This is a genomic window from Pseudoxanthomonas sp. CF385 (assembly GCF_900104255.1).
GTDB lineage: Bacteria > Pseudomonadota > Gammaproteobacteria > Xanthomonadales > Xanthomonadaceae > Pseudoxanthomonas_A.
Genome location: NZ_FNKZ01000001.1, coordinates 2,036,957 through 2,060,861, shown reverse-complemented (window position 1 = coordinate 2,060,861; position 23,905 = coordinate 2,036,957). Strand labels below are relative to the sequence as shown.

At 62.7% G+C, this 23,905-nt stretch carries 21 protein-coding genes; 6 read left to right on the top strand and 15 right to left on the bottom strand.

All coding sequences use genetic code 11. The features are described 5' to 3' along the window. Nucleotides 1-17: 17 nt before the first annotated feature. From rpsR to BLT45_RS09535, 13 genes are all read right to left on the bottom strand, one after another. Entirely contained in the window at nucleotides 18-248 is a 231-nt protein-coding gene (gene rpsR / locus BLT45_RS09595) for a 30S ribosomal protein S18 (protein WP_093297965.1), read from the bottom strand. An 11-nt stretch (nucleotides 249-259) separates the two neighbouring features. Further along, on the bottom strand, nucleotides 260-688 hold the full coding sequence (gene rpsF, locus BLT45_RS09590; RefSeq protein ID WP_093297957.1) for a 30S ribosomal protein S6: 429 nt from the start codon (nucleotides 686-688) through the stop codon (nucleotides 260-262). 785 nt (nucleotides 689-1,473) lie between these two features. Continuing rightward, complete coding sequence (locus BLT45_RS18125; RefSeq protein ID WP_139187977.1) at nucleotides 1,474-2,367, bottom strand: hypothetical protein; 894 nt, start codon at nucleotides 2,365-2,367, stop codon at nucleotides 1,474-1,476. Nucleotides 2,368-2,430: 63 nt separating this feature from the next. Continuing rightward, nucleotides 2,431-2,925: a hypothetical protein gene (locus BLT45_RS18120; RefSeq protein WP_139187976.1), complete on the bottom strand. Its 495-nt coding sequence runs from the start codon at nucleotides 2,923-2,925 to the stop codon at nucleotides 2,431-2,433. Nucleotides 2,926-2,932: 7 nt separating this feature from the next. Next, entirely contained in the window at nucleotides 2,933-4,045 is a 1,113-nt protein-coding gene (locus tag BLT45_RS09575) for an XRE family transcriptional regulator (protein ID WP_254771852.1), read from the bottom strand. Next, complete coding sequence (locus tag BLT45_RS09570) at nucleotides 4,026-4,685, bottom strand: hypothetical protein (protein ID WP_093297950.1); 660 nt, start codon at nucleotides 4,683-4,685, stop codon at nucleotides 4,026-4,028. Before BLT45_RS09570 ends, BLT45_RS09575 begins: the two co-directional genes overlap by 20 nt. A 543-nt stretch (nucleotides 4,686-5,228) precedes the next feature. Further along, on the bottom strand, nucleotides 5,229-5,870 hold the full coding sequence (locus tag BLT45_RS09565; RefSeq protein ID WP_093297948.1) for a hypothetical protein: 642 nt from the start codon (nucleotides 5,868-5,870) through the stop codon (nucleotides 5,229-5,231). A 60-nt stretch (nucleotides 5,871-5,930) separates the two neighbouring features. After that, a complete protein-coding gene (locus BLT45_RS09560; protein WP_093297946.1) occupies nucleotides 5,931-6,236 on the bottom strand; it encodes a hypothetical protein in 306 nt (101 codons plus the stop codon). Then, nucleotides 6,233-6,760: a hypothetical protein gene (locus BLT45_RS09555; RefSeq protein ID WP_093297943.1), complete on the bottom strand. Its 528-nt coding sequence runs from the start codon at nucleotides 6,758-6,760 to the stop codon at nucleotides 6,233-6,235. Before BLT45_RS09555 ends, BLT45_RS09560 begins: the two co-directional genes overlap by 4 nt. Further along, the gene (locus tag BLT45_RS09550) at nucleotides 6,760-7,542 is read right to left on the bottom strand and encodes a hypothetical protein (RefSeq protein WP_139187975.1); all 783 of its coding nucleotides are present in this window, start codon (nucleotides 7,540-7,542) and stop codon (nucleotides 6,760-6,762) included. The genes BLT45_RS09555 and BLT45_RS09550 overlap by 1 nt, the downstream gene beginning before the upstream one ends. Nucleotides 7,543-7,556: 14 nt before the next feature. Beyond that, entirely contained in the window at nucleotides 7,557-7,802 is a 246-nt protein-coding gene (locus BLT45_RS09545; protein ID WP_139187974.1) for a hypothetical protein, read from the bottom strand. Between the two features lie 157 nt (nucleotides 7,803-7,959). Then, complete coding sequence (locus BLT45_RS09540; protein ID WP_093297937.1) at nucleotides 7,960-8,316, bottom strand: hypothetical protein; 357 nt, start codon at nucleotides 8,314-8,316, stop codon at nucleotides 7,960-7,962. 124 nt (nucleotides 8,317-8,440) lie between these two features. Beyond that, on the bottom strand, nucleotides 8,441-9,607 hold the full coding sequence (locus tag BLT45_RS09535) for an AAA family ATPase (protein ID WP_093297935.1): 1,167 nt from the start codon (nucleotides 9,605-9,607) through the stop codon (nucleotides 8,441-8,443). A gap of 900 nt (nucleotides 9,608-10,507) precedes the next feature. On the opposite strand from BLT45_RS09535, the gene BLT45_RS09525 reads away from it, so the two are divergent. Further along, nucleotides 10,508-17,953, top strand: coding sequence for a toxin TcdB middle/N-terminal domain-containing protein (locus BLT45_RS09525; RefSeq protein WP_093297928.1), 7,446 nt, complete (start codon nucleotides 10,508-10,510; stop codon nucleotides 17,951-17,953). Between the two features lie 567 nt (nucleotides 17,954-18,520). Here the strand turns inward: BLT45_RS09525 and BLT45_RS09520 are convergent. Together BLT45_RS09520 and BLT45_RS09515 are read right to left on the bottom strand one after the other, a co-directional pair. Continuing rightward, entirely contained in the window at nucleotides 18,521-19,753 is a 1,233-nt protein-coding gene (locus tag BLT45_RS09520) for a tyrosine-type recombinase/integrase (RefSeq protein ID WP_093297925.1), read from the bottom strand. Between the two features lie 173 nt (nucleotides 19,754-19,926). Then, on the bottom strand, nucleotides 19,927-20,259 hold the full coding sequence (locus BLT45_RS09515; protein WP_093297922.1) for a HesB/IscA family protein: 333 nt from the start codon (nucleotides 20,257-20,259) through the stop codon (nucleotides 19,927-19,929). Nucleotides 20,260-20,370: 111 nt separating this feature from the next. Between BLT45_RS09515 and asnS the strand changes: the two genes are divergently transcribed. From asnS to BLT45_RS09490, 5 genes are read left to right on the top strand one after another with little or no spacing between them, the layout of a single operon-like run. Then, nucleotides 20,371-21,771, top strand: a complete 1,401-nt coding sequence (gene asnS, locus BLT45_RS09510; protein ID WP_093297918.1) for an asparagine--tRNA ligase — start codon at nucleotides 20,371-20,373, stop codon at nucleotides 21,769-21,771. After that, on the top strand, nucleotides 21,771-22,076 hold the full coding sequence (locus tag BLT45_RS09505) for a hypothetical protein (protein WP_093297915.1): 306 nt from the start codon (nucleotides 21,771-21,773) through the stop codon (nucleotides 22,074-22,076). The genes asnS and BLT45_RS09505 overlap by 1 nt, the downstream gene beginning before the upstream one ends. After that, entirely contained in the window at nucleotides 22,073-22,381 is a 309-nt protein-coding gene (locus tag BLT45_RS09500) for a hypothetical protein (RefSeq protein WP_093297912.1), read from the top strand. Before BLT45_RS09505 ends, BLT45_RS09500 begins: the two co-directional genes overlap by 4 nt. 7 nt (nucleotides 22,382-22,388) lie before the next feature. Continuing rightward, nucleotides 22,389-23,018 (top strand): FMN-binding negative transcriptional regulator, encoded by a 630-nt coding sequence (locus BLT45_RS09495; protein WP_093297909.1) that lies wholly within the window; start codon nucleotides 22,389-22,391, stop codon nucleotides 23,016-23,018. Nucleotides 23,019-23,075: 57 nt separating this feature from the next. Further along, nucleotides 23,076-23,864, top strand: a complete 789-nt coding sequence (locus BLT45_RS09490) for an SDR family oxidoreductase (RefSeq protein WP_093297906.1) — start codon at nucleotides 23,076-23,078, stop codon at nucleotides 23,862-23,864. Nucleotides 23,865-23,905: the final 41 nt, after the last annotated feature.

Below are 23,905 nucleotides of genomic sequence, written 5' to 3'. Positions count from 1 at the left end.
TGCGGGGAGGCCCTGGATTACACGTCGTGGTTGTCCGTGTACGGGATCAGCGCCAGGAAACGGGCGCGCTTGATCGCGGCGGACAGCTGGCGCTGGTAGCGCGACTTGGTGCCGGTGACGCGGCTCGGCACGATCTTGCCGTTCTCGGTCAGGTACTGGCGCAGGGTGTTGAGATCCTTGTAGTCGATCTCTTTCACGCCTTCGGCGGTGAACTTGCAGAACTTGCGGCGGCGGAAGAACTTGGACATGGGTGGGCTCCTTAGGCGGCTTCGGCGGTGTCGGAATCGGTCGAAGCGGCATTGCCGCCCTCGCCTTCCTCATCGTCACGGCGACGGCGCTCGCCACGCTCGGGCTTGTCGCCCTTCTCGTCCTTGTTCTTCATGATCAGCGACTGCTCGGTGTCCGGGCCATCGCGCTTGATGACCAGGTTGCGCAGCACGGCATCGTTGAAGCGGAAGCTCTCGACCAGCTCGTTCAGCACGGCCTGATCGGCCTCGATGTTGAGCAGCACGTAGTGGGCCTTCACCAGGTTCTGGATCGGGTAGGCCAGCTGACGGCGGCCCCAGTCTTCCAGACGGTGGATCGTACCGTTGCCGCCTTCGATCAGCGCCTTGTAACGCTCGATCATGGCCGGCACCTGCTCGCTCTGGTCCGGGTGGACCAGGAACACGACTTCATAGTGACGCATCGTTTTATACCTTTCGGATGTGGGCCCCGCGGGAAACACCTGCAGGGCGGAACAGCCCCCCGGACATCCGGAACGGACGCGGTGGGGCAAGGACCCGGTTGCCAGGCTGGCGGCCGGGAGCAGGAAAGTATGGCAGGTCAGTCACTTAGGGGCAAGTCCTGCCCCCGGGAGATGGCTCAGGCGGCGTCGGCCGAGGTGGTGAAGCTCTCGCCGCAGCCGCACTTGAAGACTAAGTTATTGATAATAAATGCAAAACGCCAAAGATCAAGCGCCCTTTGCCCCCACTCCTGCCCCCATTAATGCGACGCTGAGCAGGCTTGGCGCCCAAAAGCGCTCTCGTCGCGCCCTCTCAGCAGCATTGACGGTGAAAAAGATCCTCTTTCACGGTAGCGACCGGGGTTCGAATCCCCGTGGGGACGCCAACTTTATCAAGCACTTAGGGCTGCCGAGAGGCGGCCTTAAGTGTTTTTGGGGAGTTTTTGGGGAATATCCCGTGCGGAACTTCCGACGAGTATGCCGCTAACGAAAGCGCACGCGACCAAGTGGGCTCGATTGGACGCCCCAAGCTTCGACGAGGCACTGGCGACGTGCACGTTCATCGTGCCCTCGGTGACGCCGAGGATGCGGCCAGCCTCCCAAGACGTCTTACCGAGAGCGACCCATAAAACAGCCTCGGCTTCACGGGGCGTCAGCGGGCCGCAATCCCCAAGGGTTATACCGGCCGTCTCTTCTATGCCCTCGCGCATATGCGCCTTAGCTCGACGGGACACACACTGCCCCGTTGGTCACTCAGCCTGGCCATCCGCTTGCTTGAGCAGCTTGCCGATGCTACTTCGTAGCTTCGCTTCATCTTGCTTGGCGTGGGCAATACGCTCCGCCAAGCCACCCAGAACCTCGCGAATGGTCCCCGCATACTCCAGGCAATGCTGGTCATCTTTGTTGTGAAGCCCCTCACTGAGAGCGCTATGCAGAACACGAAGCGGGTCATGCCCTCCCACACGGAGACTTTCCGGCAGAACGCGCTTAATCTTGTCGATCGCTGCAGCGAACTGCCGTTCTTGATTCGCTGCCATCACTTCGGCTGCGAAATCATCGTGTCCTAATGCCTTTGCGGCTTCTGCGACGGCAGCCAAAATCTCGGATTTCTGATTCTCGACTACTCGCCTGTAGTAGCCAAACGCGCCGATCCCTAATCCGGCCCGCTCTGCTCTGCGTCCCTGCAGAAACATTTGACGGTCTTTCCCTACAAGCACCAACAGCCGATTGGGTACCTTCTCGTCTAAAGAAGGGAATTCACCAATCTTGATGAAATTCGCAGTGTTCGGAGCCGAAACATCGTCCAACCCGACACGTAGCGCGTATGTTTTGATGGTCAAAGTGCAGTTCTTGCACAGATATAGAACGAACAGATCCTGGTTCTTAACAATCTTCCACTGACCGGGCATCGCTCCGAAGTAGCGTTCACCGTCGCAGTTGGGGCAGTACATAAGCAGGCGGGGCCAGCGAAACTCCAACTCGCGCGGCACAACACCAGGCATTCGCACAATGCTTGGATCTATAGGCTTAAATCCAGTGGCATCAATGACGCGCTCCGAGATGCCCACGCCTGCACTGGTAAGAAAGTCAACGAGCTTTCTCGGCTGCGGAGCGTCACCGTCCGCCTCGGTTTGTTGGCTCACACTTACGCTCCTTGAGAACAAACGCTCTAAGAAAACACCTAGTTCAGCATTCCCTCCGAACCACTAATCTTTCGAGCTTCTTACTCGCATCATGACTGGGCGCGTTCGGCTGCTGTACCAAACAGCCACCCACAATTTCCCGTCACATTCATCCAGCCACTGCTTTACCGCGATCCAGTCTATGTGACCTTGCCAACGCTGACCGGGCTCCAGCAAAGCTGGCAAGACTGGCTGACGCCCCGGCAGAGCGGGATTCGGAGTGATTCCTGACTTAGTGGGCTTGTTACGAAGCCGCTTCCACCACCAGAAGGCTCCCTTGAACTCAAGTAGGCCCAGATTCTCTATCGTTGTTGCTCTGTCGCCATAGTTTGAAACGAACACCGCAAGGTATCTTGCGTCCTTTGGCACCAAAGGATCGCCCACAACCAGCGCAGGAGACATCTGTGAAAGCCGAAGTCTGACGCCTGATTCAAACCAGCGGCGCACTTCGAGTGCTAGAGCACCTGTCGACACAAGTGCTGCATACGCTGCAACCCAATCCCAGCCGCTGATGTTCATAGGGTTTCTACTTCACTACCCGCAGTCCGGGGCGAGGAGGACTAGGATGCTGAGCAGGAATCGTGATTATCTTTGCTAGAAACTCCGGTGTTACGCCCAGGTCACTGGCGAGCTTCGGCAGCCCGATGCCATGACCATTGATGAGGACAGCTAGGGCTTGGACAATGATCTCGCCCTCCTCTTTCTGCACTAGCGCATCCTCAGCCTCCTCAATTGCCTCACCTCGATTCTTCAGAGTGATGACCGCGCTTTTGTACTGCGCATCATCGAGCAGCCCGAGAGATTTGGCTCGATAAAGGATCGCTGCCTTGCTAACCATGAAGGTCAATTTCAGATCGCGAATACCCGCCCAATCGAGACGCCCACCCCGCTTCGGGAACACCTTCAAAAAAGTCGAGCGCGGCAATAGGAAGGCGGACGCAAAACGATTCGCTTCACCTTCAGTCTTTCGATCTCCGGTCACATGGCCCTCGTGAAGAACCAAGTGACCGAGCTCATGTGCTATATCGAAACGCTGACGGAAAGGACTACGCTTCGCGTCATTTCGCACGATAACAGGGCGACGCGACGTAATCGAAAGCGCATCCACTTCAGTGGAAGCCTCGCGAAAGAACGCAACCACGGCACCTGCACGCTCCACGACTCGCACCATGTGAGCGATCGGCCCTAAGCCCAGTCCCCAATGAGCTCGAACGCGCTCGGCTGCGCGTTCAATCTCCTCAGCCGTCTCAGCGCCTGAATAGTCTGGAAAGTCTACCGCCGGCAGTCGAACACGCTTGTCGATATATTCCACGACCTCATCGAAAACAGAACCCCGAGCCAGCACCGTATGTTTAGTGCTGGCCTTTGTGGTCGAGAGTTTCCTGAAGTGGGCCTGTTCCTCGGCGATCTGGCGCCCAGTTGGCTTGAAAAAGAACTGCGGCGCGACCTTGAGCATTTCTGCCAGCGCATACACGACGGGGTCGTCAATACTGGGCTTCGCTTTGCCTGTCTCTAGTTGGGAAGCGAACTGACGCGTCTTACCGATGGCATCTGCCACCTCTTGCAGAGTCGCCCCCCAGTAGTGTCGCGCGAGCCGAAGTTGACCGCCGTTGAATGTGTTAGCCAGCGCGACGCCCATCGTCAAAACCTTCTTCCTGTCCAGGCGATTCGGTCGGCGATTCTTCACTATCGACAGCGTCGTCGTAAATAGGCGCCAGAGTGATCGGCGGCAACTCGGCAGCAGCCGGGATCTCATCGTCAGTTGCCCGGAACGCACGGACAGACTCGGTGAACTGCCACTTAGCCACGACCTCGCCGATGGCGTTGTACCCAACGAAGAAGACCCGATTCTCATCTTCTTCGGTCATCGCACGCTCGACGATGAAGCGCCAGAGCACGGGCGTCGTATCCGGCTGGATGGCAAAATTAAAACGCAACTGACAGCTTTCGCCGTCCGTAGGGTTCAACACGCGAGGTTTGCGCGGTTTGGCGTGATCGTCGATGAAGAACCGGACCGGGTAGCTACCAACACCTATAACCAAGTCATTGCCTGCGTGCCGGATCGTCAACCAATCGTGAGCACGGGAGCCAGCCAGCGCCAGGAGAGCATTCTTGATCCATGCCCAAGAGAGCGCCCCACGAGAGTAGGCGCAGTCATACTGGGTGCTCGTCGCGAGGATCGCTTTGGCAAGCACGTCGAGCATCAACTCGCCCACAATGCTGAGCCGATAGGAGCTGAGCTCCGGGGAGAATTCTTCGGGAGTTGCCAAATCTGACATCTGACTGTGCTCTGAAGGTGATTTGTAAAGTCCCTTTTAGAGCTAGATTCGGTCTTTGTCAACTAATGGGGCCGCTAGGCTCGGATGCGCATCCAGCCTGAGCGGCCGCCCGGCTCAACGCTAGCTGTTCCCTGCCTTCAAATTGGACGCGCTCCACCAGACGACCCATGGCTTGGCGACTGCACCGCCTCGACGAGGCGTTGCAGCTCCGCCAACAGGTGCCGCCCTTCGTGCTCGATGCGCCCAGCGGTGGTCGCTTGTCCTGATTCGCGCAGGTTGGCGGCGGTGACCTCGTGGAGTCTTAGGACTCCGCGTGCCGTTAGCCTAGTGTCGCGCACGGTGGCTGCCAACGCGGTGCGTAGGTCGTCCTCGATCGCTTCCAAGTCGCCCGGCCCGTGACCCCCAGCGGCCACGCGTTACGCGGCCGCATACCGAATGCGCGCGTAAAAGAACGCTGGGGTGCGGTGAGGTCACTCAGGCGATGAAGCTCGTCCTAGCGCTCGCTGCTCCGGTGGTGGCGATAGCTAGCGCCTGGTGAGAGAGTCAGGCGCCCACAAATTCACGCATCGTCGCGAGAGCGCGCTGCAGGCGCGGATCTCTGTCGATTCGCTCCGCTAGCTTGTCGAGACCACTCGCGCGCAGATCCGCGAGCCGCTGGTCGTGGTCTCGCAGATCGGCTTCCAATTCCTCGCGCAGCTCGGCCGCGTCGCGCTCCTCCAGGCGCTCGATGCCCGCGACCACGGCGTCAACGCGCTTCCAGTCCACCTGCTCGAGCTCCCGATCCGGGCGATGCGAGGCGACCACGCGCACCGCCTCAGCAACGAGCGCCCGATGGCCGATCGCAACATGGGCGAGCCTTGGCATACCGCCGGCGTCATTGGCCGAGTCGTGCAAGTCGTCGGCAGCGAGACGTAAGCGCTCGGCTGCGATGCGCACCGCTTTCACATGGTCTCCGATCCGCTGCTGCATCCACGGCACGGGCTGGCCGCTGTAGCGATGCTGGACGCCGGAGTCTGTCACCTCAAAGGCGATAGCTTCCGCCAGTTCGTCGAGATCCTCTAGGCGGCTGCGCAGCTCGTCGGATGCAGCCGTCGCATCTGCCCAAGCATTGTGGACGGTGGCCAGCAGCGCGCGCTGCCGCTGGAAATAGAGCCGATCCCGGCCCGCGGTGTCGGTCATGTTCATTAGATCTCCTCGGCGCCAGCGGCGCGTGTCATTGGATTGAGCCGCCACGTCACTGAATCGCTACTCAATGTTCTCGGGTATTCCGGTAGCGCTTAACTGCATGGCTCGCCGCAGCAGCCCGAAATCGGGCGGATCGCGCCGCAGCGCGGCCAACGCCCAGCGGCGCCAGCGGACTCGCGTGCGGCGATCGCGGGCGCTCGGGCAGGCGTTGACCGCGCGCAGTCGATCCGCGGCACGCAGGACTGCCCAGGCGGCAGCCACTGTGGCGCGGCGGTCGCCGGCCAGCACCGCAGCGGCCATGGCTCGGCGCGCATCTCGGAAGGCGTGGCGCGTGTGCTGCAGCGTTCCCGGGGCTCCCTCGATCATGGCTCGCCCTCCGCGTCATCCTCGTCGTCACCGTCAGCGACCTCCTCGAGCGCGGCGGCGATCAACCCCTCTAGCATTTCGACCTCATCGACCGTGAGGTGCGGCATGTGGCCCTTCGCGGCGCCGGGCACTGCCAGCAACCGGTTGCGCGCCTGCGTCACGAGGGTGACGTAGGCGACCTTGATCGCCTCGGCGTCCACCAACCGCCCGCGCTCACGCTGGATCTCCAGCTCGACGCGATCGGCCTGCAACTTCGCCAGGCGTGCGCGCTGCTGCCTGCCGTCCAGTGCAGCGGCGGCTACCTGAGGATCGGGGCCCGGTTTTGCCTTCTCCCGGGTGCGTAGGCTCGCGATGAACGCATGGGTGCATGGCAACACCGCGTAGCGCCCGCTGGCCGCACGAGGGAACACGCCCTCGGCGGCCAGCTCGCGAACGCGCCGGCCGCTTATTTGCAGCAGCGCGCCGAGCTGGTCCGCCGTGGCGGTATCCGGCCAATGGGCAACGGTGGCCGCCTTCGTTGCCATCAACGGCGGTCCGGGCCCTGAGACACGATCGCCGCGCCACCGTCGATCGCGGGCAGCTCGATGTGTACCGTGGTCAGATTGGCGGCGCTGACCTGGGGACGGACCATACGGCTCTCGCTACGGGTGAAGCGCGCCACGGGCTCCTGCGGGCCCGCTTGCACACTACGGCCGGAGGCATCGGTGACGCGTGGACCGTGTTGGACCACCTCGACCTCCTCCGTCTCAAATTCCGCTGAGCGGCTGCGCGTCTCGTGAGGAAGCACGAGGCCATCCGTCGGCAGGTCATGCTCCCGCGCAGTGCGCCGGGCGCGCTCCACCTGCACGTGCAATCCAGGAAGCTCGGCCAGGACCTCGGCGAGTTGGTGCGCCAAGCCCTGGTACTTGAGCGTCAGGTCCTCTGCGCGCTGGGCAGCATCGCGGCCTTGCTGGACATCGCGTTCGGCGCGGGAGCGCTTCTCGGTGGCGATCAGCTCCTCACGCCGGACGGCGAGCCGCTCGGCAGCCACGGTCAGCCGGCGGGCTTCGTCCGCGAGGCGCTGACCACGTGCGTCATGCTCGGCCTCGGTTCCGGCCAGCAGGGCATCATCTCGGCCCTCAGCGTGAGCGGCGACCGCGTCGTTGGCGGGCTCCAGGCGCGCAGCGATCAGTGCCAATGCGTCATCGGCTTCGGCCACCGTGCGGGGCGTCAGCAGGTCGGCAAGCGGCAGGGCTGCCGCCTCTTGGTCGAGGGTATGTCCCGCCTGTACGTGGCCGGCTCGAGCCGTCGATCGGTTGTTCGTCATCTTCATCTCCTTGGTCAGGCCAGGCCCATGGCCTTGGCGGTGGCGATCAGGTCGGTGGGCGCCGTCGCCTTTTCCAGCGCGGTCACGGCGGCTTCGGTCGGCATCTTTCCCGCAGCCAACTGCAACGCCAGGTCCGGAGCTTCATTGGCGGCGGCATGATTGAGGATGGCTCGCGCGCGCTGCAGCGCCGCAGCTCCCGCGTCCAGGGACTGGCCGGCCTGCATTGCGCCGGCCTGGAGGGTGGATCGTGTTGCGTTCATTGCTGTTGCTCCTCGTTGTTGCCGCCCGTGGCGGCGGAATCGGTCTGAAATTCGTCGGCGGGTTCATGTAGTGAGGCCGGGCGGTCTCCGTCCCCCGTCACCCCCTCCCCCTCAGGGAGGACCCGCGACATCAGGGGGACGGCTAGCAGGCCGGCTATCACGGCGCGCTCGTCTCCCTATCCGCCCATCCCCGCCGTCCATTCACGGCGCTCCTGCGCTCGCGTTCAACCTGCGCGGCCAGTTCGTGGACGCGCTGTTCCTGTTGCGCTTGGGCAGCAGCGAGGCGTGTCGAGCTGGTCGGCTGCAGATGACGGGCGATGTACGGTGAGGCGAGGCCCGCAGCCACGGTTTCGCGGTCAAGATGCGCGCGTAGTTCCTGCAGCCCAGTAAGTGAGTCGACCAGCGCACGATCGAGCGTGCCGATGGTCGGATCGAGGCGACCACGGCGCCGGCCGATGCGCGCGAGGGCATGAAAGGCCGTGTCGAGGTCGGCGGCGTCCAGGGTATTGGTCATTGATGTGCCCTCGTGGGTTTCGTGAGTTCTTCGTGGGTTTGAACCCACGCGAAGGGACGCGCCCTTGCGTGCGTTCCTTCGCAGGGGGTATGGGGGAACAAACGCACGCGCGGGAACGCACGCATCACGGGACGTCTCCCGCCCAGATGGGCACCCGGGTGAACTGGTCCGGCGCCTTGGGTCCGATGGCCCAGCGTTCCGACCTGTTGCGGCTCGCAGTGGTGTACTCGACCCGCTCGATCCAGCCGACCCGCTGCAGGCGCGTGATAGCCGCCCAGAATCGGCTCTTGTCCTTCTGCGCCCAGCCCGGCAGATCCGGATGAGTCTTGAGCACGGCGTGGGTATTGCTCGGCCCGGTGCGGCCAGTGGGCACCGTGTTGCGCTCATGCAACGCACGAGCTAGGCATCGCATGATCGCCTCGTTGTCAGCAGCCAGGTGCGGGTCTCGGTCGTCGTTGGCGGCCGTATCTCCGGGTGCCGTCGGAATGAGAACGCCGTGATCATCCCATCGGAAGTGGAGAGGCTCGGCAAGCCGGCCCAGGTTGTTCTTTTCCATCTTGAGCACGACCAGTCCATCCTCGGTCGTAACGACGAAGCGCGAGCGGGCGCTGTTGTGCCAGGCGGTCGAGCCGGAGTACGAGTTGCCAAGCGCGCCGTAGCGGGCGGCCGATTTGTCGATGTGGGCAAGCAAAAGGACCGCGGCCCCGGCGTCGCGTCCCAATTGGGCAAGCGCACGCATGAACGCGCGTACTTGCCGCCGGTCGTTCTCGTTTCCATCGAAGGCGTCACTGGCGTTGTCGATGATGACCAGGACCGCCCCGTAGCGCGCCGCGTCAGCAATCTCGACCATGGTGATCGTGGGCACCATCCGCCGGCGTCCCTCGTCGATCTCTTCGACCACAAGTGACGCCTCGATGTCCGCGCCGTCCAGGATCAGAAGGTTCTCAACAACCGTCGCGGCGTCCAACCCGAACGCATCGCACACCCTGCGCACGCGCCACCGCAGCAGTTGCGCTGGGTCTTCCAGCGACACGAACACCACGCGGCCACTACGTACCGGATGACCAGCGAAGGGCACGCCAGCGGCCACATGCACCGCGATGACCAGCGCAATAATCGACTTGCCCGCACCACCGTGGCCACCAAGCAGGACCAGTGCCGAGGGCAGCAGACCCGAGATGACGTAATCAGCGGTCGGAGGCGTCGCCTTCGATAGGTCCGTCAGGTCGACCGCCTGCAGGACGGGCACGGGTGGGACTGGCTTGCGATTGCTTCGACGGGAATCGTTCATGCGACCACCCTGCGTGGGCGATGGCCGTCAAGGCTTTGGACGCGCGTCATAAAGAACATGCGCATGACTTTGGCCATCACTCCGACCCTCGGCAATCCTTGATTGAAGGGTTGCCGGGGGTTCACTTCGTGACGGCTCCGACTTGCGAGCGATCGCGCGCAGCGATGCGCACCAGGTAATCGTTGACGTCGGATAGGCGCCAAGCGCGAGCCCGGGGGCCAAGTTCCACGGGCTGCGGAGCCTCACCGGACGCGAGGCGCCGATACCACTCGGTGCGAGAAACGGGGATGATTGCGAGGACTTGGGGCAAGCGCAGAAGGCGCTCACCTTCGCGAACATGTGCTGCGGTGGTGGCCGACAGTGGGGACTTCATGGTGTACCTCTTTGTTCGAAGGTACGACCCACCTTAACCACGAGATGTAGCCCGTCAATCGCTTTTTTTTTCAGATTCCCGCAACTTCACGCGACTTCCCGACACGCGCATATAGTCCCCGAGAAGTGGCTCGTCTCAACCCGCTTCAGCCGACCAATTGCGCGGACTCAACCGGTCCTCAGCATGGAACCCCCCGTCCATACCTCTCCTTCCTATAGCCACCGCATAGGCCGAGCCGGCGCCAAAGCCCTGCCCGGCATACCTCAACAAACTGTGGAAACTGCCGAACAAGACGCAAACGCAGCTTTCGGAAGCGCCCCCAACACTAGTACACGAATTTACCGAAATATCCCGTTGCGAACCGACCAGAAGTGTGCGGATACTGCCGCCACGCGAGCTAGGGGAACGACCGATCTCGCGGTCTGCAATCCCGGTACGGGCCGGTCGCAGTAAGGCTTCAACAGGGATTGTCGTTGCCACCGTGATGAACCGCGCGGGCACAGTCCATCGCGGAAACGGAGTTCCGCATGCCTGACCAGAGCTCGTCGCGCGTATCCGCCGGTGCCGCCACCCTGTTGCTGCTGGTGGCCAGCCTCATCCTCGCGCCCTTCGGCGCTTTCGTATTCGAGGTTGTCGCGCAAGTTATGGGCGGCAACAATCCGCCGGGGGTCCTGGCTTCGCCGGATCCCGTATCGGATGCAGTGTCTGCCACCGGCGCCGAGTTCCGCGTCGATGAGTCCGGCGCGGCCACTTACAGCGTGCCGCTGTACACCGTACCTGGTACGGCTGGTGTGGTCCCAAAGCTCTCCCTAAGCTATTCGAGTCAGGGTGGCTACGGAGCGCTGGGCAAGGGCTGGTCTATAGGTGGGCTGTCCTCGATCAGTCGCTGCCGCGCCACGCGCGAAGGCGGCGACTTCCTCGGCGCTGCCACACCGGACGGCAATCCGCGGCCGGTCAATTTCAGCACTAGTGACCGCTATTGTCTGGATGGCCAGCGTCTGCTGCCTTCGTCAACGACGTGTCCTTCCGCCGGCGGGATGAGTGGGGTGGCGCATGCTACCGAACTCGAGAGCTTCAGCCGCATATGCGCCTACAGCGCCGCCGGCAGCAGCACCGGCCCCGCGTTCTTCACCGTCGAACGCAAGGATGGTTCGATCAGCTGGTACGGCGATCGGGACAGCAGTACTGGCGGGGCGACGCGCCCAGATGGCTATGTGGAGACTACCTCACCGCTTAGCCCTGGCGCGGCCATGCTGTGGGTCCAGACGCGTTTCCAGGACTCCACTGGCAACTACATTGACTATCTCTACAACGAGAATCCGGGTGCGGCGAATACTGGTGAGATCCATGTGCGCGAAGTGCGCTACACCGGTCGTGCCGCGCTGGCCGGCCAATCCACTGGCGCGAGCGCGCCGTATGCCAAAGTCCAGTTCAACTACACCACGCTGCCCACTGCGCAATGGAGCCGTGGCTATGTGGCCGGTGGTGTGGTCGCCACGACACAGCGCCTGGAGAGCATCACCAGCTGCGCCACGGTGGCTTGCACGGGCGCGGACGATCAAGTTCGGCATGTCTTACTCACCTACGCGCCGTCCCCATCTGGCAGTCAGCAGGACACCTTGATTGGTTTGCAGGAGTGCCGGAGCAGTTCAGCAGCGGTCTGCTCCGCTGCCACGTTGTTCGGTTGGAGCACGGCCAGTCACAGTTTCACCAGCTATGAGACGCCTGCGAACCTGTCGCTGGCTACCGATCACTTCAAGGGTTTCAAGGTCGGCGATATCAATGGCGATGGACGTCAAGACCTAGCGGTGCTTTACCTGGCCGGCACCGGCTGCCAGGGCGGCAGCTGGATCGTCAGTATGCTTGGTACACAAGATGGCGCTGGCCGCCCCACCTACGGTAGTACGACCTTCAACTGCGTGCCGGCCAACATCACCGCTCGAGGCGATGGCGCCTGGCACCTGCTGGACTACAACGGCGATGGCCTGGATGACCTTTTCGTCTCCAGCTATACCGGGCAAGGCTGGCGCGTGCATCCGTCCAATGGCACGCACTTTGACATGACCACCAACCTGATCGCCGGCTTGTCACCAGTGATTGCTTCGGCCGAGGCGGAGACCTCGCAGGTGCAACTGGCCGATCTCAATGGCGACGGCTTGACCGATATCGTCTATCCCGGTGCTAGCGGGCTGCGCGCCCGGTTGATGGAACGACAAGCGGGTGCGTTCGTTTGGGGGAGCGAGCGCACCACCGTGGTGGATGAGAGCACGCTGGGGCCCATCGCGCTGGGATGCGACGATCCATTCAATCCAGACGTACGCAATTGTGAGCGCACAATCTCCGGGACGCCGACGACCAAGACTGGCTTCCTCCAGATGGTCGACTTCAACGGCGATGCCGCCTCGGACCTGTTGATTCGCATCACGACGCAGGCCGAGCTCTGGACCAATTTCCCGGGCTGCGAGCGAGAGCCCGAGTTTCGGCGCGGGGCGGCCGTGTCGTCCAGGGGCGTAATCAGCCGCTATGAGGATCCGGATGAGCCGACAGCCTCCATGCTGGCTGCGCCCCCCGATCCGTGCTGGGAACAAGTACGCTCCGATGACCTGTACGCCCTGACCGTCGATACCCAGGACGCGAACGCGCTCCTGCTGAGCGGTTACGACGTGGTATCCAGCGGCAACCCCTATGCCATCGTTTTTGCCGACCTCAACGGGGATGGCCTGTCCGATCGTCTGCTACGTGGCACGGCCTCGGGCGACTGGGCCTACGCGCTTAACACGGGCCGAGGCTTCCTGCATGGCGGCATCCTGACCCTGAGCGACTACCGCGACCAGGCGCGTTTTGTCGATGTAACCGGCGATGGTCGGGCCGACATGCTGTATCTGGTCAACTACGGCAGCTACAAGGCGTACGCGATGCGTCGGGCGTTACCGGAGGGCGGTTTCGCTAGCGGGACAGCGTTACCAGGAGGCAATGCGCGGCTTTGCCAAGGCAGTGGCTGCAACCAGCAGCAGCGCGTGCCGATCTTCAGTGACACCGACGGCGATGGCAATCTGGACTTCCTCGCCTTGGATTTCTCCGGCAGCAACGTCGGGCTGGCCGTCTCGCGCGGCCCGCAGACCTTCCAGCCGCGCGATGTGATCACGACTGTCACCAACGGCTTGGGTGCCGTGACGCAATTGCAATACGCCCCGCTGACGAACAGTGCGGTGTATCGGCGCAATACCGGTTCGCGAAACAATGCGAACTGGGGCCGTGGCGCGCCCGTCCAAGACATGCTGACGTCGAGCTATGTGGTAGCTCGCGCCTCCAGCAGCGCGCCCCGCGCGGGCGACACCGGAGCCATGGCTAATCTTTACTATCGTTACGCAAACGGTCGTATCCAGGCCGGTGGGCGTGGCTTTCTGGGATTCGGAACGATCGAGACAATTGACCCAAACCAGTCAGGCGGCCACGTCGTCACGACGACACATTATGCCCAAAATTTCCCTTTCATCGGCTTGCCGATGCAGACCCTCAAGAAGGCGATCTCGGGCTCATACACTGTTCCCACCTGTCTGGTAACAGTGCCCAACAACGCCTGCTTCAGCGGACCTGGAATCGCACATTCCGATCTTGGCGGACAGTGGTTTTCCAATGGCACGCAAAGTTGGGAAATGGCGCCAAGTACGCTGTCCAATCAAGTCGCGATCCATGTTCGCACCCAGGGCACAGAGGAAACACTACGCGATCCGTTTACTGGTTTGATCACCAGCAAGATAGCCAGCGCTTTCAGCTATGGGGCCAACGGCAACGTGACCCAGACGGTAGTCGATACGTATACCGGCATGCTCACACTGACTGCTACACAAATAACGCAGAACACTTACAGTGACGACACAACTAACTGGCGATTGGGCCGCCTAACAGCCAGTACAGTCACGCATCGCCGCCCCGGCTATACAGATGTAGTGCGTACCACAGGCTTTAGCTATGCACTTGGACTGAACGGCACGGGCCTCCTGACCGAAGAGCGCACGCAACCTGGCGGCCCTGCTAATCTTGCATCTGCGATCGCGCACACGCTCGACGATTATGGGAATCGCACACAGTCGGTCTCCTGCGCTGCACCGGCCACAGGGTGCTCGCTGACCGGATTCGCATTCCGTCCTTCAGCCCTGGACGCGCAACGGCGGTACTCGCGCGTTGAGTACGACGCACAGGGCCGCTTCCCTGTCGCCACCTATGAGCCATTCGGCAATGGCGGCAGCGGTCAAGAGCGCCGCACCAGTTTTGTGGCTGCGCGGAACGAGTTCGGCGATGCCACCACTGTCTTCGACGTAAACAACGTGCGGAGCTTGGTCATCAAGGGTGGACTCGGCCGAGACTATTTCACATGGACTCAAACCACACCGTACGCGACGCCCGGCAATGGAGGGTCGGTTGGCCTCGTCACCTATCGCTGGTGTGCCACTGGCCCCGAGGCGGTAGCTTGCCCCACCGGTGCTGTATTCCGCCAACAAACTGCTGCTACAGCGGCACCGCGGCAGTGGAAGTACTTTGACGTTCTTGGCAGGCCCATTATGGCCGCAACCGAAACGTTTAATGTAGGCGTGAGCGACCAAGACGTTTCCGCCGTATGTACGGAGTACGACGGCGTGGGTCGGGTATCTCGCACTTCGACCCCGTTCTTCCTCAGCGGCACCGCAGGAACGACTGGCCCCACAGATGTGACCAGCGTTTGCAGTAGCCCCAGTCGGGCCTGGGCCTTAAATCAATATGACCTACTGGGTCGCCCAGTACTCGTGCAGGCCGCCGATGGAAGCCAAGTTGTCTCTCAATATGCAGGCCTGGCTACAACCACAATCGATGAGCGCAACAACCCGAGCATTCAAGTACGCAACGGCAAGGGGGAGTTGGCATCTACACAGGATGCAAGCGGTTTCGTCACACAGTTCGCCTATCGAGCTGACGGCAACCTCGTTAGTGTCACGCGAGACGCCGGTAACGGTGTAATCACAAATAGCTTCGACTATGACGCTCTCGGACGGAAGATCCAGCAGGTCGACCCCGATACCGGCACAACGACTTTTGAGTACAACGCATTCGGCGAACTGGTTGCGCAGACCGACAACGAGGGGTACCGCACCGAACGGGATATTGATGCGCGCGGCCGAGCTTGGCGTTTCACCGCCAAGCTACCTGGCGGCGTTGTAGAAACCCAAGCTACCACCGACTACGACACTTTCGATAATACATCGGGGCTGCCGATCTCTGAGACGATTACTGGCCAGTACGCCTCTTGGTCAGGTCAAAGCAACACCGAAGTCAACTACACGCGCTACTTCTCATACGATGCGATGGGGCGACCCACCAGCACCTTCCTGATGCTGGCGGAGGGGTTCTTCAGCACAGAAGTGCAGTACGACACCCTAGGGCGACCGTGGAAATCGCGCGACGCTAGTGGCGTCTGGAGCAAGACCGAGTTTGGCAATCGTGGTCCCGCGGCTTCATGTGCAAGTGACGGTGTCGATAACTCTGCCACCTGTGGCAACACTGTTGACACCTACACACGCACGCTTGCAACCGACGCCTGGGGCAATGTCGTTCGCGAGATACGAGGCGGACAATCCAATCTGGAAGTTCGCCGCCAACATCATCCACTAAGCGGGCGTGTTACTGAGGTTTGCGGCGGCAATATCAGCTGCAACATTATGCAGGAAGCTTACGTTTGGGATGCGGCAGGCAACCTGTCCTCCCACCAGAAAGAAGGCCGCTACCTCGAGCAATTCACCTACGACAGCCTGAATCGGGTCGTCGAAGGCCGACTAATGATGGCCAATGGCTCGTATGTCAACCAAGTCTTGCTGACTAATGCCTACGACCAGCTCGGCAATGTTTGCAGCAAGGATGGCTTGGGCTACGCCTACCCTGGCGCTGACGGATGCGTGGGAGCGCTACCGATGGCACAAGCCGTCGGCGTCCCCTCGCTTGCCGCGCGGCTTACGCCGGTGCCTCTAAGGGAGGCTCGAAACAGCGTGACAGAGGTTAGCGCCTCAGGCCATGTAGTAGCCACCACGACCCACCGTGACGGAACCGGCAGACTCGGCTTGGATGACGGGCCTTCTTCTCGGCTTAATGAGACGCCCCTTGTTGGACGCGAACCTCCGAATACTTCGCACAAAGTAGAAGCCGCTACTAAGTCAGTAAAAGTGGCTGCAGCCGCATTCTCCGCTATAAGTAGCCCACATGCAGTGAGTCAGGTAGGTGCAGGGTCCAATGCAACCTTCTACTACTACGACGATCGCGGCAACCAGACTATGCGGGACGCGCCCGGAACGACCAACGACCGCACAATCAGTTACACAGCGAGTGGTCGGGCGCATGAGATCGCGCTGGGGAACGGTCAGACCACCCGCTTCTGGTATGGACCCGATGGGAAGCGATACAAGCGCACTGATGGTACTACTACCACTCTTTATGTAGACGGAGTTGAGTTCATAATCCAGAACGGTGTGCAGACCGCGCGTCGCTACGCAGCGGGCGTAGCGCTGCAGACCGTTGCGAACGGCGCCGTGCAGAGCACGCGATATCTGTTCCACGACCACCTCGGCAGTCTGGTCCGTGTCGCCAATCCAGATGGCACGGTAGCGGAAGCACTTGACTACACGACCTTCGGCGACCGCCGAAGCTATGGCAATCCGTCCGGCAGTGGCGCTGCTTCAAATTACACGCCGCGCGGTTACACCGGTCACGAATACGTGGATGGCGCTCAGGTCACCCACATGAATGGCCGCATCTATGACCAGCAACTTGGGCGCTTCTTACAAGCTGACCCACTAGTGCAATCGACGGGAAATGGTCAGAGTTGGAATGCGTACACCTACGTCTACAACAATCCACTCGCTTACACCGATCCCACCGGGATGTTCTCGATTGGCCGAGCGTTGTTCAATCCTGGCGCAGGGTTGATACGCGGAGCTATGCGCATGCTGGGCCCAAATGTCAGCGGCCTAGCAGTGGGCGTTGGCTGCAGTTACGTGCCCGGCCCTTGGGCGATTGCATGCGCCGCCGGCGGCAGCTATGACTTGGCGAGAACATTCGGCGCATCGCCCAAGGAAGCTCGAAAAGCTGCTGTTGCTGGTGCATTCACCGCAGCAGTTGGTTACGGACTTGATATGCACTACGGCGGTGAAGTCACCTACGGCAGAGTCGCTATCAGTGCACTAGCCGGGGGCGTGGCCGCAGAAATTCAGGGCGGAAAGTTTGGTAATGGCTTCGTAAGTGCGGGCCTGACAACACTAGTAATGCCGCAGGTCGGCTATATTCAGAATGACTTCTTGCGTACCGTGGTTGGCGCTATCGTTGGCGGCACCATTTCGGATGCCACCGGTGGGAAGTTTGCCAATGGCGCGATCTCCGGCGCAATTCAAGGAGCCTTAGCTAAGCGGCCGCTCCAGGATAGCTTGAGTGGAGGCGGCTCTAATGCGTTCGGAAGCTATACAGATGAGATCCCACAAGGCTTTGCAGCGCTCAAGGAGAAATACCCCGCCATTGAAGCGCGTATGGCATCTTATTGGGAGAGCTCTTTCGACGGTTATTTCCGCCGTGAGTATGGAATGGTGGGCATTGAGAGTCTTGACGGAGCTGAGATGCGTTACTTGCACCTCGATTCCGAATGGTCTATCTGGCCTCAATCCTTCGGCTATAAAAGCATGCCTTTTAAAGAGCAGGTTCTACGACAGTTTGCAATTGCGGGTCTGAATCCAGCCGAGTGGAACATACGTTTTGTTTATCACACTCACCCATTCAACAAGTGCTTTTCGTTCTGTGGACCAAACTCTTCGGGGTTCGGACCTTCCAGCGGTGATCAGGGCCTCACGCTAAAACTCCCTGATGTCTACCACGTCGTCAGGCAAATGACTGGAACCACGCCTCAAGGAGTGCCGACCTATGTTGATCTGTACTACGGGCAGGCAAGCGGCGGACCATAATTTGGCCCTAGCTCACAGAGATCAGGAGAATCAAAAGGATATGTATGCTAAAAGCAATCACACTGCTCGGTAACATCGCTCTGCTTGGACGGGCATTGCTTACAGGTGTCTGGGTGCTTTTCGGTTTGCATCAAGAAGTCCTTACGGGCCAAAGTCTTGAGCAGCCTTTCCATGCGAAAGCTGTAGCAGCTATCCTGATCGCGCTTAGCGCCCTACTTGCGGCAACACTTCTTCCTGTATGGAGAAGGGCTGGTAGGCGCTGGCTCGTGGCGGCCTGTTGCTTGGCGCTCCTCTCAGTGCTCGAGATTGTTGAGTCGATATTGATCTACACGCATGTTGGACACTATGGACTCCATGAGTACTCCTACTACGCGTATGGCCCATTGGCTGCCATTTGGGCTATCTTGAACCTATGCATTTTCCGACGAGAGGCCCGTCCGGCCTCCTAGCTTTTTTCGATGGGCTACCGCGCTGTGGTTCCGTAAAGGTCGTCTAGCGTTGACTACGTAATGGTGAGGAGCTCTAGATTGCAGTTAATGCAGGTCGAGCGACTGTCATTGACGCATCTCAACCGACTACGCGCAGAAACGGCACCACCTTCCCTGCTCCGTTGCGCTGCCCCTCAATCAGGTCAGCCCACGCGATCATCATGGTCCGGCGCTCGTCCAGATAAGTCGTGCGGTGGTAGGCGCTGCGTATCTTGTTCGCTTCGACGTGAGCCAACTGCCGCTCGATCGCATCCGCGCGGAAGCCGAGGCCGTTTAGCTCGGTCGACGCGAGCGCCCGGAATCCATGCGCCGTCACGTCGCCGAATCCCATGCGCTGCAGGGCTGCGAGTAGCGTCGAGTCGCCCATCGGCGTGCGCGGGCGGATGCGGTGCGGAAACAGGAACTCCCCACTGCCAGTGAGCTCCCGTAGCTGTCCGAGCAGCTCGACCACCGTGGGAGCCAACGGCACGACGTGCGGCCGGCGATTCTTCATGCGCTCGGCGGGAATCGACCAGGTAGGCGCCGCTTCGCCATGGTCATCCTTGGCAGCCAGGTCGAACTCGCTCCAGCGTGCGCCACGCAGCTCCCCCGAGCGCACGAAGGTGAGGAGCAGCATGTGTAGCGCGATGCGCGTCTCGGGCTGCCCGGGGTAATCGTCCAGTGCGGCAAGGAACGCACCCACGCGGGCCAGCGGCAGCGCGGCGAAGTTCCGGCGCATCGGTGGCGTCAAAGCACCCTCTAGGTCGCGCGCCGGGTTCGATTCGGCTCGCGCGGTGGCTACCGCGAAGTTCAGGACGCCGCGGACCCGCTGCAGCAGGCGCCCTGCGCTATCCAGTGACCCGCGGCGCTCGACCTCGCGCAGGACCGCCAGGACCTCGGCAGCGGACAGATCCGACACCGGGCGGCCACCAATACGCGGGAACGCATCCCGCTCGAGCTGGGCGACCAGGTTCTCGCGATGGCGCTCCGACCAGCGCGCGCCACGCGTCGCAACCCATTCGCGTGCCACGACTTCAAAGCTGTTCGCAGCTTTGACAGCGGCAGCCACGCGCTCGGTGCGTCGCACGTCGCTAGGGTCTCGTCCATCGCGCAGGTGGGCGCGGGCTTCGTCTCGGCGGCGTCGGGCCTCGGCGAGTCCGACCTCATGCGAGGCACCCAACGCCAGGCGCTTCTCCTTTCCCCCGAAGCGATATTTCAGCCGCCAAAGGCGCGAGCCGTTGGGCATGACCTCGAGGTAAAGGCCGTCGCCATCGAAATGCTTGCCCGCCGGCGCGGTGCGGACACGTGCCGAGGTGAGCTTGTTGGTCGCCATGGTGGGGGCATCCTCGCCGGGAATTTGGGGGCATGACTACCCCGAACCCGGGGCCGTGCCCCCATATTTGCCCCCGCAAGGGTGAGCCGTCAAGGTGACTCACGGAACACAATGGCTACATAAGTAGCTGATATCCGGATATATATAGGTCCTTGGCGGGACCCCTTGGGACCTTATGCGGCGGTCGTCGTGAAGCTCTCGCCGCAGCCGCATTCGGCGGCCGCATTGGGGTTCCGGAAGGTGAAGGTCTCGGACAGTCCCTGCTTGGCGAAGTCGATCTCGGTCCCGTCGACCAGCGGCAGGCTGTCGGCATCGACGTAGATACGGACGCCACCGAATTCGAACACGGTGTCGCCCTCGCGCTCGTCGCGGGCAAGATCCGCCACGTGGCCCCAGCCGGAGCAGCCTGTACGGGTGACCCCGAAGCGCAGGCCCAGCGCGCCCGGCGTCTGCGCGACGAAACGCTGCACGCGTTCGAGGGCGACGGGGGTGAGGGTGATGGCCATGGGAAGCTCCTGTTCGACGGGACGATTATAGCCGCGGGTGCGCCGTCGGCCGCGCGGCTCTTGCTAAACTCCGCGTTCCATAAATAAGACTGTTACCGAAGGATTCAAGCCATGACGGTGGTGAGCGTCGAACATGCGCTGGCGGGCAAACTCCCGGCCGGCGGCGAAGTCACGGTGCGTGGCTGGGTGCGCACGCGGCGCGATTCCAAGGCGGGCCTGTCCTTCGTCAACGTCAGCGACGGCTCGTGCTTCGCGCCGATCCAGGTGGTCGCGACCGATACGCTGGCCAACTACGAATCCGAGGTGAAGCACCTGACCACGGGCTGCGCGGTGGTCGCCACGGGCACCCTGGTGGCGTCCCAGGGCCAGGGCCAGAGCTACGAGATCCAGGCCTCGTCGGTCGAGGTGGTCGGCTGGGTCGAGGACCCGCTCACCTACCCCATGCAGCCCAAGCAGCACTCGCTGGAATACCTGCGCGAGTTCGCCCACCTGCGCCCGCGCACCAACCTCTTCGGCGCGGTCACCCGCATCCGGCACTGCCTGGCCCAAGCGGTGCACCGCTTCTTCCATGAGCAGGGCTTCTACTGGATCAGTACGCCGATCATCACCACGTCCGATGCCGAAGGCGCCGGGCAGATGTTCCGCGTGTCCACGCTGGACCTGGCCAACCTGCCGCGCAACGGCAAGGGCGAGGTGGACTTCTCGCGCGACTTCTTCGGCAAGGAGACCTTCCTGACCGTCTCCGGCCAGCTGAACGTCGAGGCTTACTGCCTCAGCCTCAGCAAGGTGTACACCTTCGGCCCGACCTTCCGCGCCGAGAACAGCAACACCACGCGCCATCTGGCCGAGTTCTGGATGATCGAGCCCGAGATCGCCTTCGCGGACCTGACGGCCGATGCCGACCTCGCCGAGGACTTCCTGAAGTACCTGTTCCGCACGGTGCTGACCGAGCGCGCCGACGACATGGCGTTCATCGCCGAGCGCGTGCAGAAAGATGCCGTCACCCGGCTCGAATCGTTCATCAATGCGCCGTTCGAGCGGATCGACTACACCGATGCCATCGGCCTGCTGCAGAAGGCGGGCAAGAAGTTCGACTTCCCGGTCGAATGGGGCCTGGACCTGCAGACCGAACACGAGCGCTGGCTGACCGAGGAACACGTCGGCCGCCCGGTGGTGGTGATGAACTACCCCGAGCACATCAAGGCCTTCTACATGCGCCTGAACGACGACGGCCGGACCGTCGCCGCGATGGACGTGCTGGCGCCCGGCATCGGCGAGATCATCGGCGGCAGCCAGCGCGAAGAGCGCCTGGACGTGCTCGACGCGCGCATGGCGCAGTTCGGCCTGGATCCCGAGCACTACCAGTGGTACCGGGACTTCCGCCGCTACGGTGGCGTGCCGCACGCGGGCTTCGGTCTCGGCTTCGAACGCCTGGTGGTGTACGTCTGCGGCCTGGCCAACATCCGCGACGCGATCGCCTACCCGCGCGCGCCGGGCACCGCGGAGTTCTGATGATCCTGTTCTTCGCGCTCTGCTTCGTCGGCGTGGCGATCGCCGGGTTCTGCGCCTTCGTCATCTTCTGGCCGCTGACCCTGGTCCACGTCCGCGACCGCCACGGCACGCTTGGCGCGCAGTGGGGCGAAGGCGCGTTCCTCAAGCCCGTCGCCCTGCGCTGGCTGCTCGGCGGCGGCTACCGGGCGATTCCCGATCCGTCGTTGTCGGGGCTGGCCACGCCGGCGCGGATCTCGCTGTGCGTGATCCTGTTCGGCCTGGCGATGGCCGGCCTGCTGGCCCTGTGGGCGGAGGCGTTCGCATGAACCCGTTCCTGCGTGAAGACTGGTACCTGGCCTCGCTCGGCCGCACCCTGATCTGGGCGCGCCTGCGGGTGCTGGACGCGGGCACGGCCGAAGTGCTGGACAGCGACGGCAACACCTTGCCCTACGACAGCGAGGACAGCGCCCGCGCGGCGCTGTTCGATGCCGAATTCGTGGCCTTCGATGGCCTGGACGAAGACGACGCGCTCGCGCGCGGCTTCGCGCTGAACGACGTGGCGCCACCGCAGGGCGACGACGATGCGGCGCTCGTGCCGCAGATGGTGCGCTCGCTGGGCGCGCGCGCCTGAGGCCTGTGTGTACACGCCGCGCGCGTTCGCCGAAGCCGACCTCACCGAACTCGACGGGCTGATCGCGCGCGACGCCTTCGTCACCCTCGTCACGATCGCCGACGGCTTGCCCTTCGTGAGCCACCTGCCCGTCCTGTATGCGCGGGATGGCGAACAGGTGGTCCTGGAAGGCCATTGGGCCAAACCCAATCCGCAGGCACGCCATGCCGGTCCGGCGTTGGCCATCGTGCACGGCCCCCACGCCTACCTGTCGCCCGGCTGGTACGTGGACAAGGAAGAGGCCGCCCGCGTCCCGACCTGGAACTACGCGGTCGCGCACCTGCACGGCCACCTCGAGACCACGGAAGACACGGCGCGGCTCGCATCGATCGTCGACCGTCTCAGCCAGGTGAACGAAGCGCACGTGGGCAACGATTGGCGATTCGAGCACGACCGCGACGATCACGTGCGCCAGTTGCGCGGCATCGTGGGGTTCCGCTTCGTCGCCGAACGCATCGAGCTGAAGTTCAAGCTCAGCCAGAACCATCCCGTCGCGAACGTCCGAGGCGCCGCCGACGCGCTGGAGCGACTGGGCGGTGAGGACAATCGGGAGATCGCGGCCCTGATGCGCGACCGGCTGGATCGCCGGCCGGCCTGATCCGATCGCGTCCTTCGGATCGGTACACTCGACCCACCCCGACTCCCGGACCCTCGCATGGACCTGAACCTCGCCGGCCGCCACGCGCTGGTGTGCGGCGCCTCCGAAGGCATCGGCCGCGCTGCCGCGATCGAGCTCGCGCTGCTGGGCGCCGACGTCACCGTGCTCGCCCGCCGCGCGGCGGTGCTGGAAGACGTGGTGGCCGCCCTGCCCCGCGTCGCCGAAGGCCAGCGGCACGGCACCCTCGTGCAGGATGTGGCCGACACCGCGGCGCTCGACGCCGGCGTCCGCGCGGCCCTGGCGGACCACCCCGTCCACATCCTGGTCAACAACACCGGCGGCCCTCCCGGGGGCCGCGCCCTCGATGCCGGCGCCGACGACTATCTCGCGGCCTTCCAGCGCCATGTGCTCGCCAACCAGACGCTCGCGCAGGCGGTCGTATCCGGCATGCGTCAGGCACGCTGGGGCCGCATCATCAATGTCGTATCGACGTCGGTGAAGGAGCCCATCGCCAACCTCGGCGTGTCCAACACCATCCGCGGCGCGGTGGCGAGCTGGGCCAAGACGCTGTCGAAGGAACTGGGCGCCGACGGCATCACCGTCAACAACGTGCTGCCGGGCTATACGCGCACCCAACGCTTGGAGCAGATCCTGCGCGACCGCGTGGAGGCCACCGGCAAGGACGAAGCCGCCATCGGCGCGGCGATGCTGGCATCGGTGCCCGCCGGCCGTTTCGCGGAGGCGCATGAAGTGGCCGCGGCGATCGCCTTCCTCGCCACGCCCGCCGCCGGCTATGTCAACGGGGTCAGCCTGGCCGTCGACGGCGGCCGCATGCAGTCGCTGTGATCCCGGCGCGAGGGACTTGCCAGCCGGGTTAAGCTAGTGGG

Coding starts and splice junctions, on each gene's coding strand:
- rpsR (WP_093297965.1), bottom strand. CDS start 248: ATGTCCAAGTTCTTCCGCCGCCGCAAGTTCTGCAAGTTCACCGCCGAA.
- rpsF (WP_093297957.1), bottom strand. CDS start 688: ATGCGTCACTATGAAGTCGTGTTCCTGGTCCACCCGGACCAGAGCGAG.
- BLT45_RS18120 (WP_139187976.1), bottom strand. CDS start 2,925: ATGAACATCAGCGGCTGGGATTGGGTTGCAGCGTATGCAGCACTTGTG.
- BLT45_RS09575 (WP_254771852.1), bottom strand. CDS start 4,045: ATGGGCGTCGCGCTGGCTAACACATTCAACGGCGGTCAACTTCGGCTC.
- BLT45_RS09570 (WP_093297950.1), bottom strand. CDS start 4,685: ATGTCAGATTTGGCAACTCCCGAAGAATTCTCCCCGGAGCTCAGCTCC.
- BLT45_RS09565 (WP_093297948.1), bottom strand. CDS start 5,870: ATGAACATGACCGACACCGCGGGCCGGGATCGGCTCTATTTCCAGCGG.
- BLT45_RS09560 (WP_093297946.1), bottom strand. CDS start 6,236: ATGATCGAGGGAGCCCCGGGAACGCTGCAGCACACGCGCCACGCCTTC.
- BLT45_RS09555 (WP_093297943.1), bottom strand. CDS start 6,760: ATGGCAACGAAGGCGGCCACCGTTGCCCATTGGCCGGATACCGCCACG.
- BLT45_RS09550 (WP_139187975.1), bottom strand. CDS start 7,542: ATGACGAACAACCGATCGACGGCTCGAGCCGGCCACGTACAGGCGGGA.
- BLT45_RS09545 (WP_139187974.1), bottom strand. CDS start 7,802: ATGAACGCAACACGATCCACCCTCCAGGCCGGCGCAATGCAGGCCGGC.
- BLT45_RS09540 (WP_093297937.1), bottom strand. CDS start 8,316: ATGACCAATACCCTGGACGCCGCCGACCTCGACACGGCCTTTCATGCC.
- BLT45_RS09535 (WP_093297935.1), bottom strand. CDS start 9,607: ATGAACGATTCCCGTCGAAGCAATCGCAAGCCAGTCCCACCCGTGCCC.
- BLT45_RS09525 (WP_093297928.1), top strand. CDS start 10,508: ATGCCTGACCAGAGCTCGTCGCGCGTATCCGCCGGTGCCGCCACCCTG.
- BLT45_RS09520 (WP_093297925.1), bottom strand. CDS start 19,753: ATGGCGACCAACAAGCTCACCTCGGCACGTGTCCGCACCGCGCCGGCG.
- BLT45_RS09515 (WP_093297922.1), bottom strand. CDS start 20,259: ATGGCCATCACCCTCACCCCCGTCGCCCTCGAACGCGTGCAGCGTTTC.
- asnS (WP_093297918.1), top strand. CDS start 20,371: ATGACGGTGGTGAGCGTCGAACATGCGCTGGCGGGCAAACTCCCGGCC.
- BLT45_RS09505 (WP_093297915.1), top strand. CDS start 21,771: ATGATCCTGTTCTTCGCGCTCTGCTTCGTCGGCGTGGCGATCGCCGGG.
- BLT45_RS09500 (WP_093297912.1), top strand. CDS start 22,073: ATGAACCCGTTCCTGCGTGAAGACTGGTACCTGGCCTCGCTCGGCCGC.
- BLT45_RS09490 (WP_093297906.1), top strand. CDS start 23,076: ATGGACCTGAACCTCGCCGGCCGCCACGCGCTGGTGTGCGGCGCCTCC.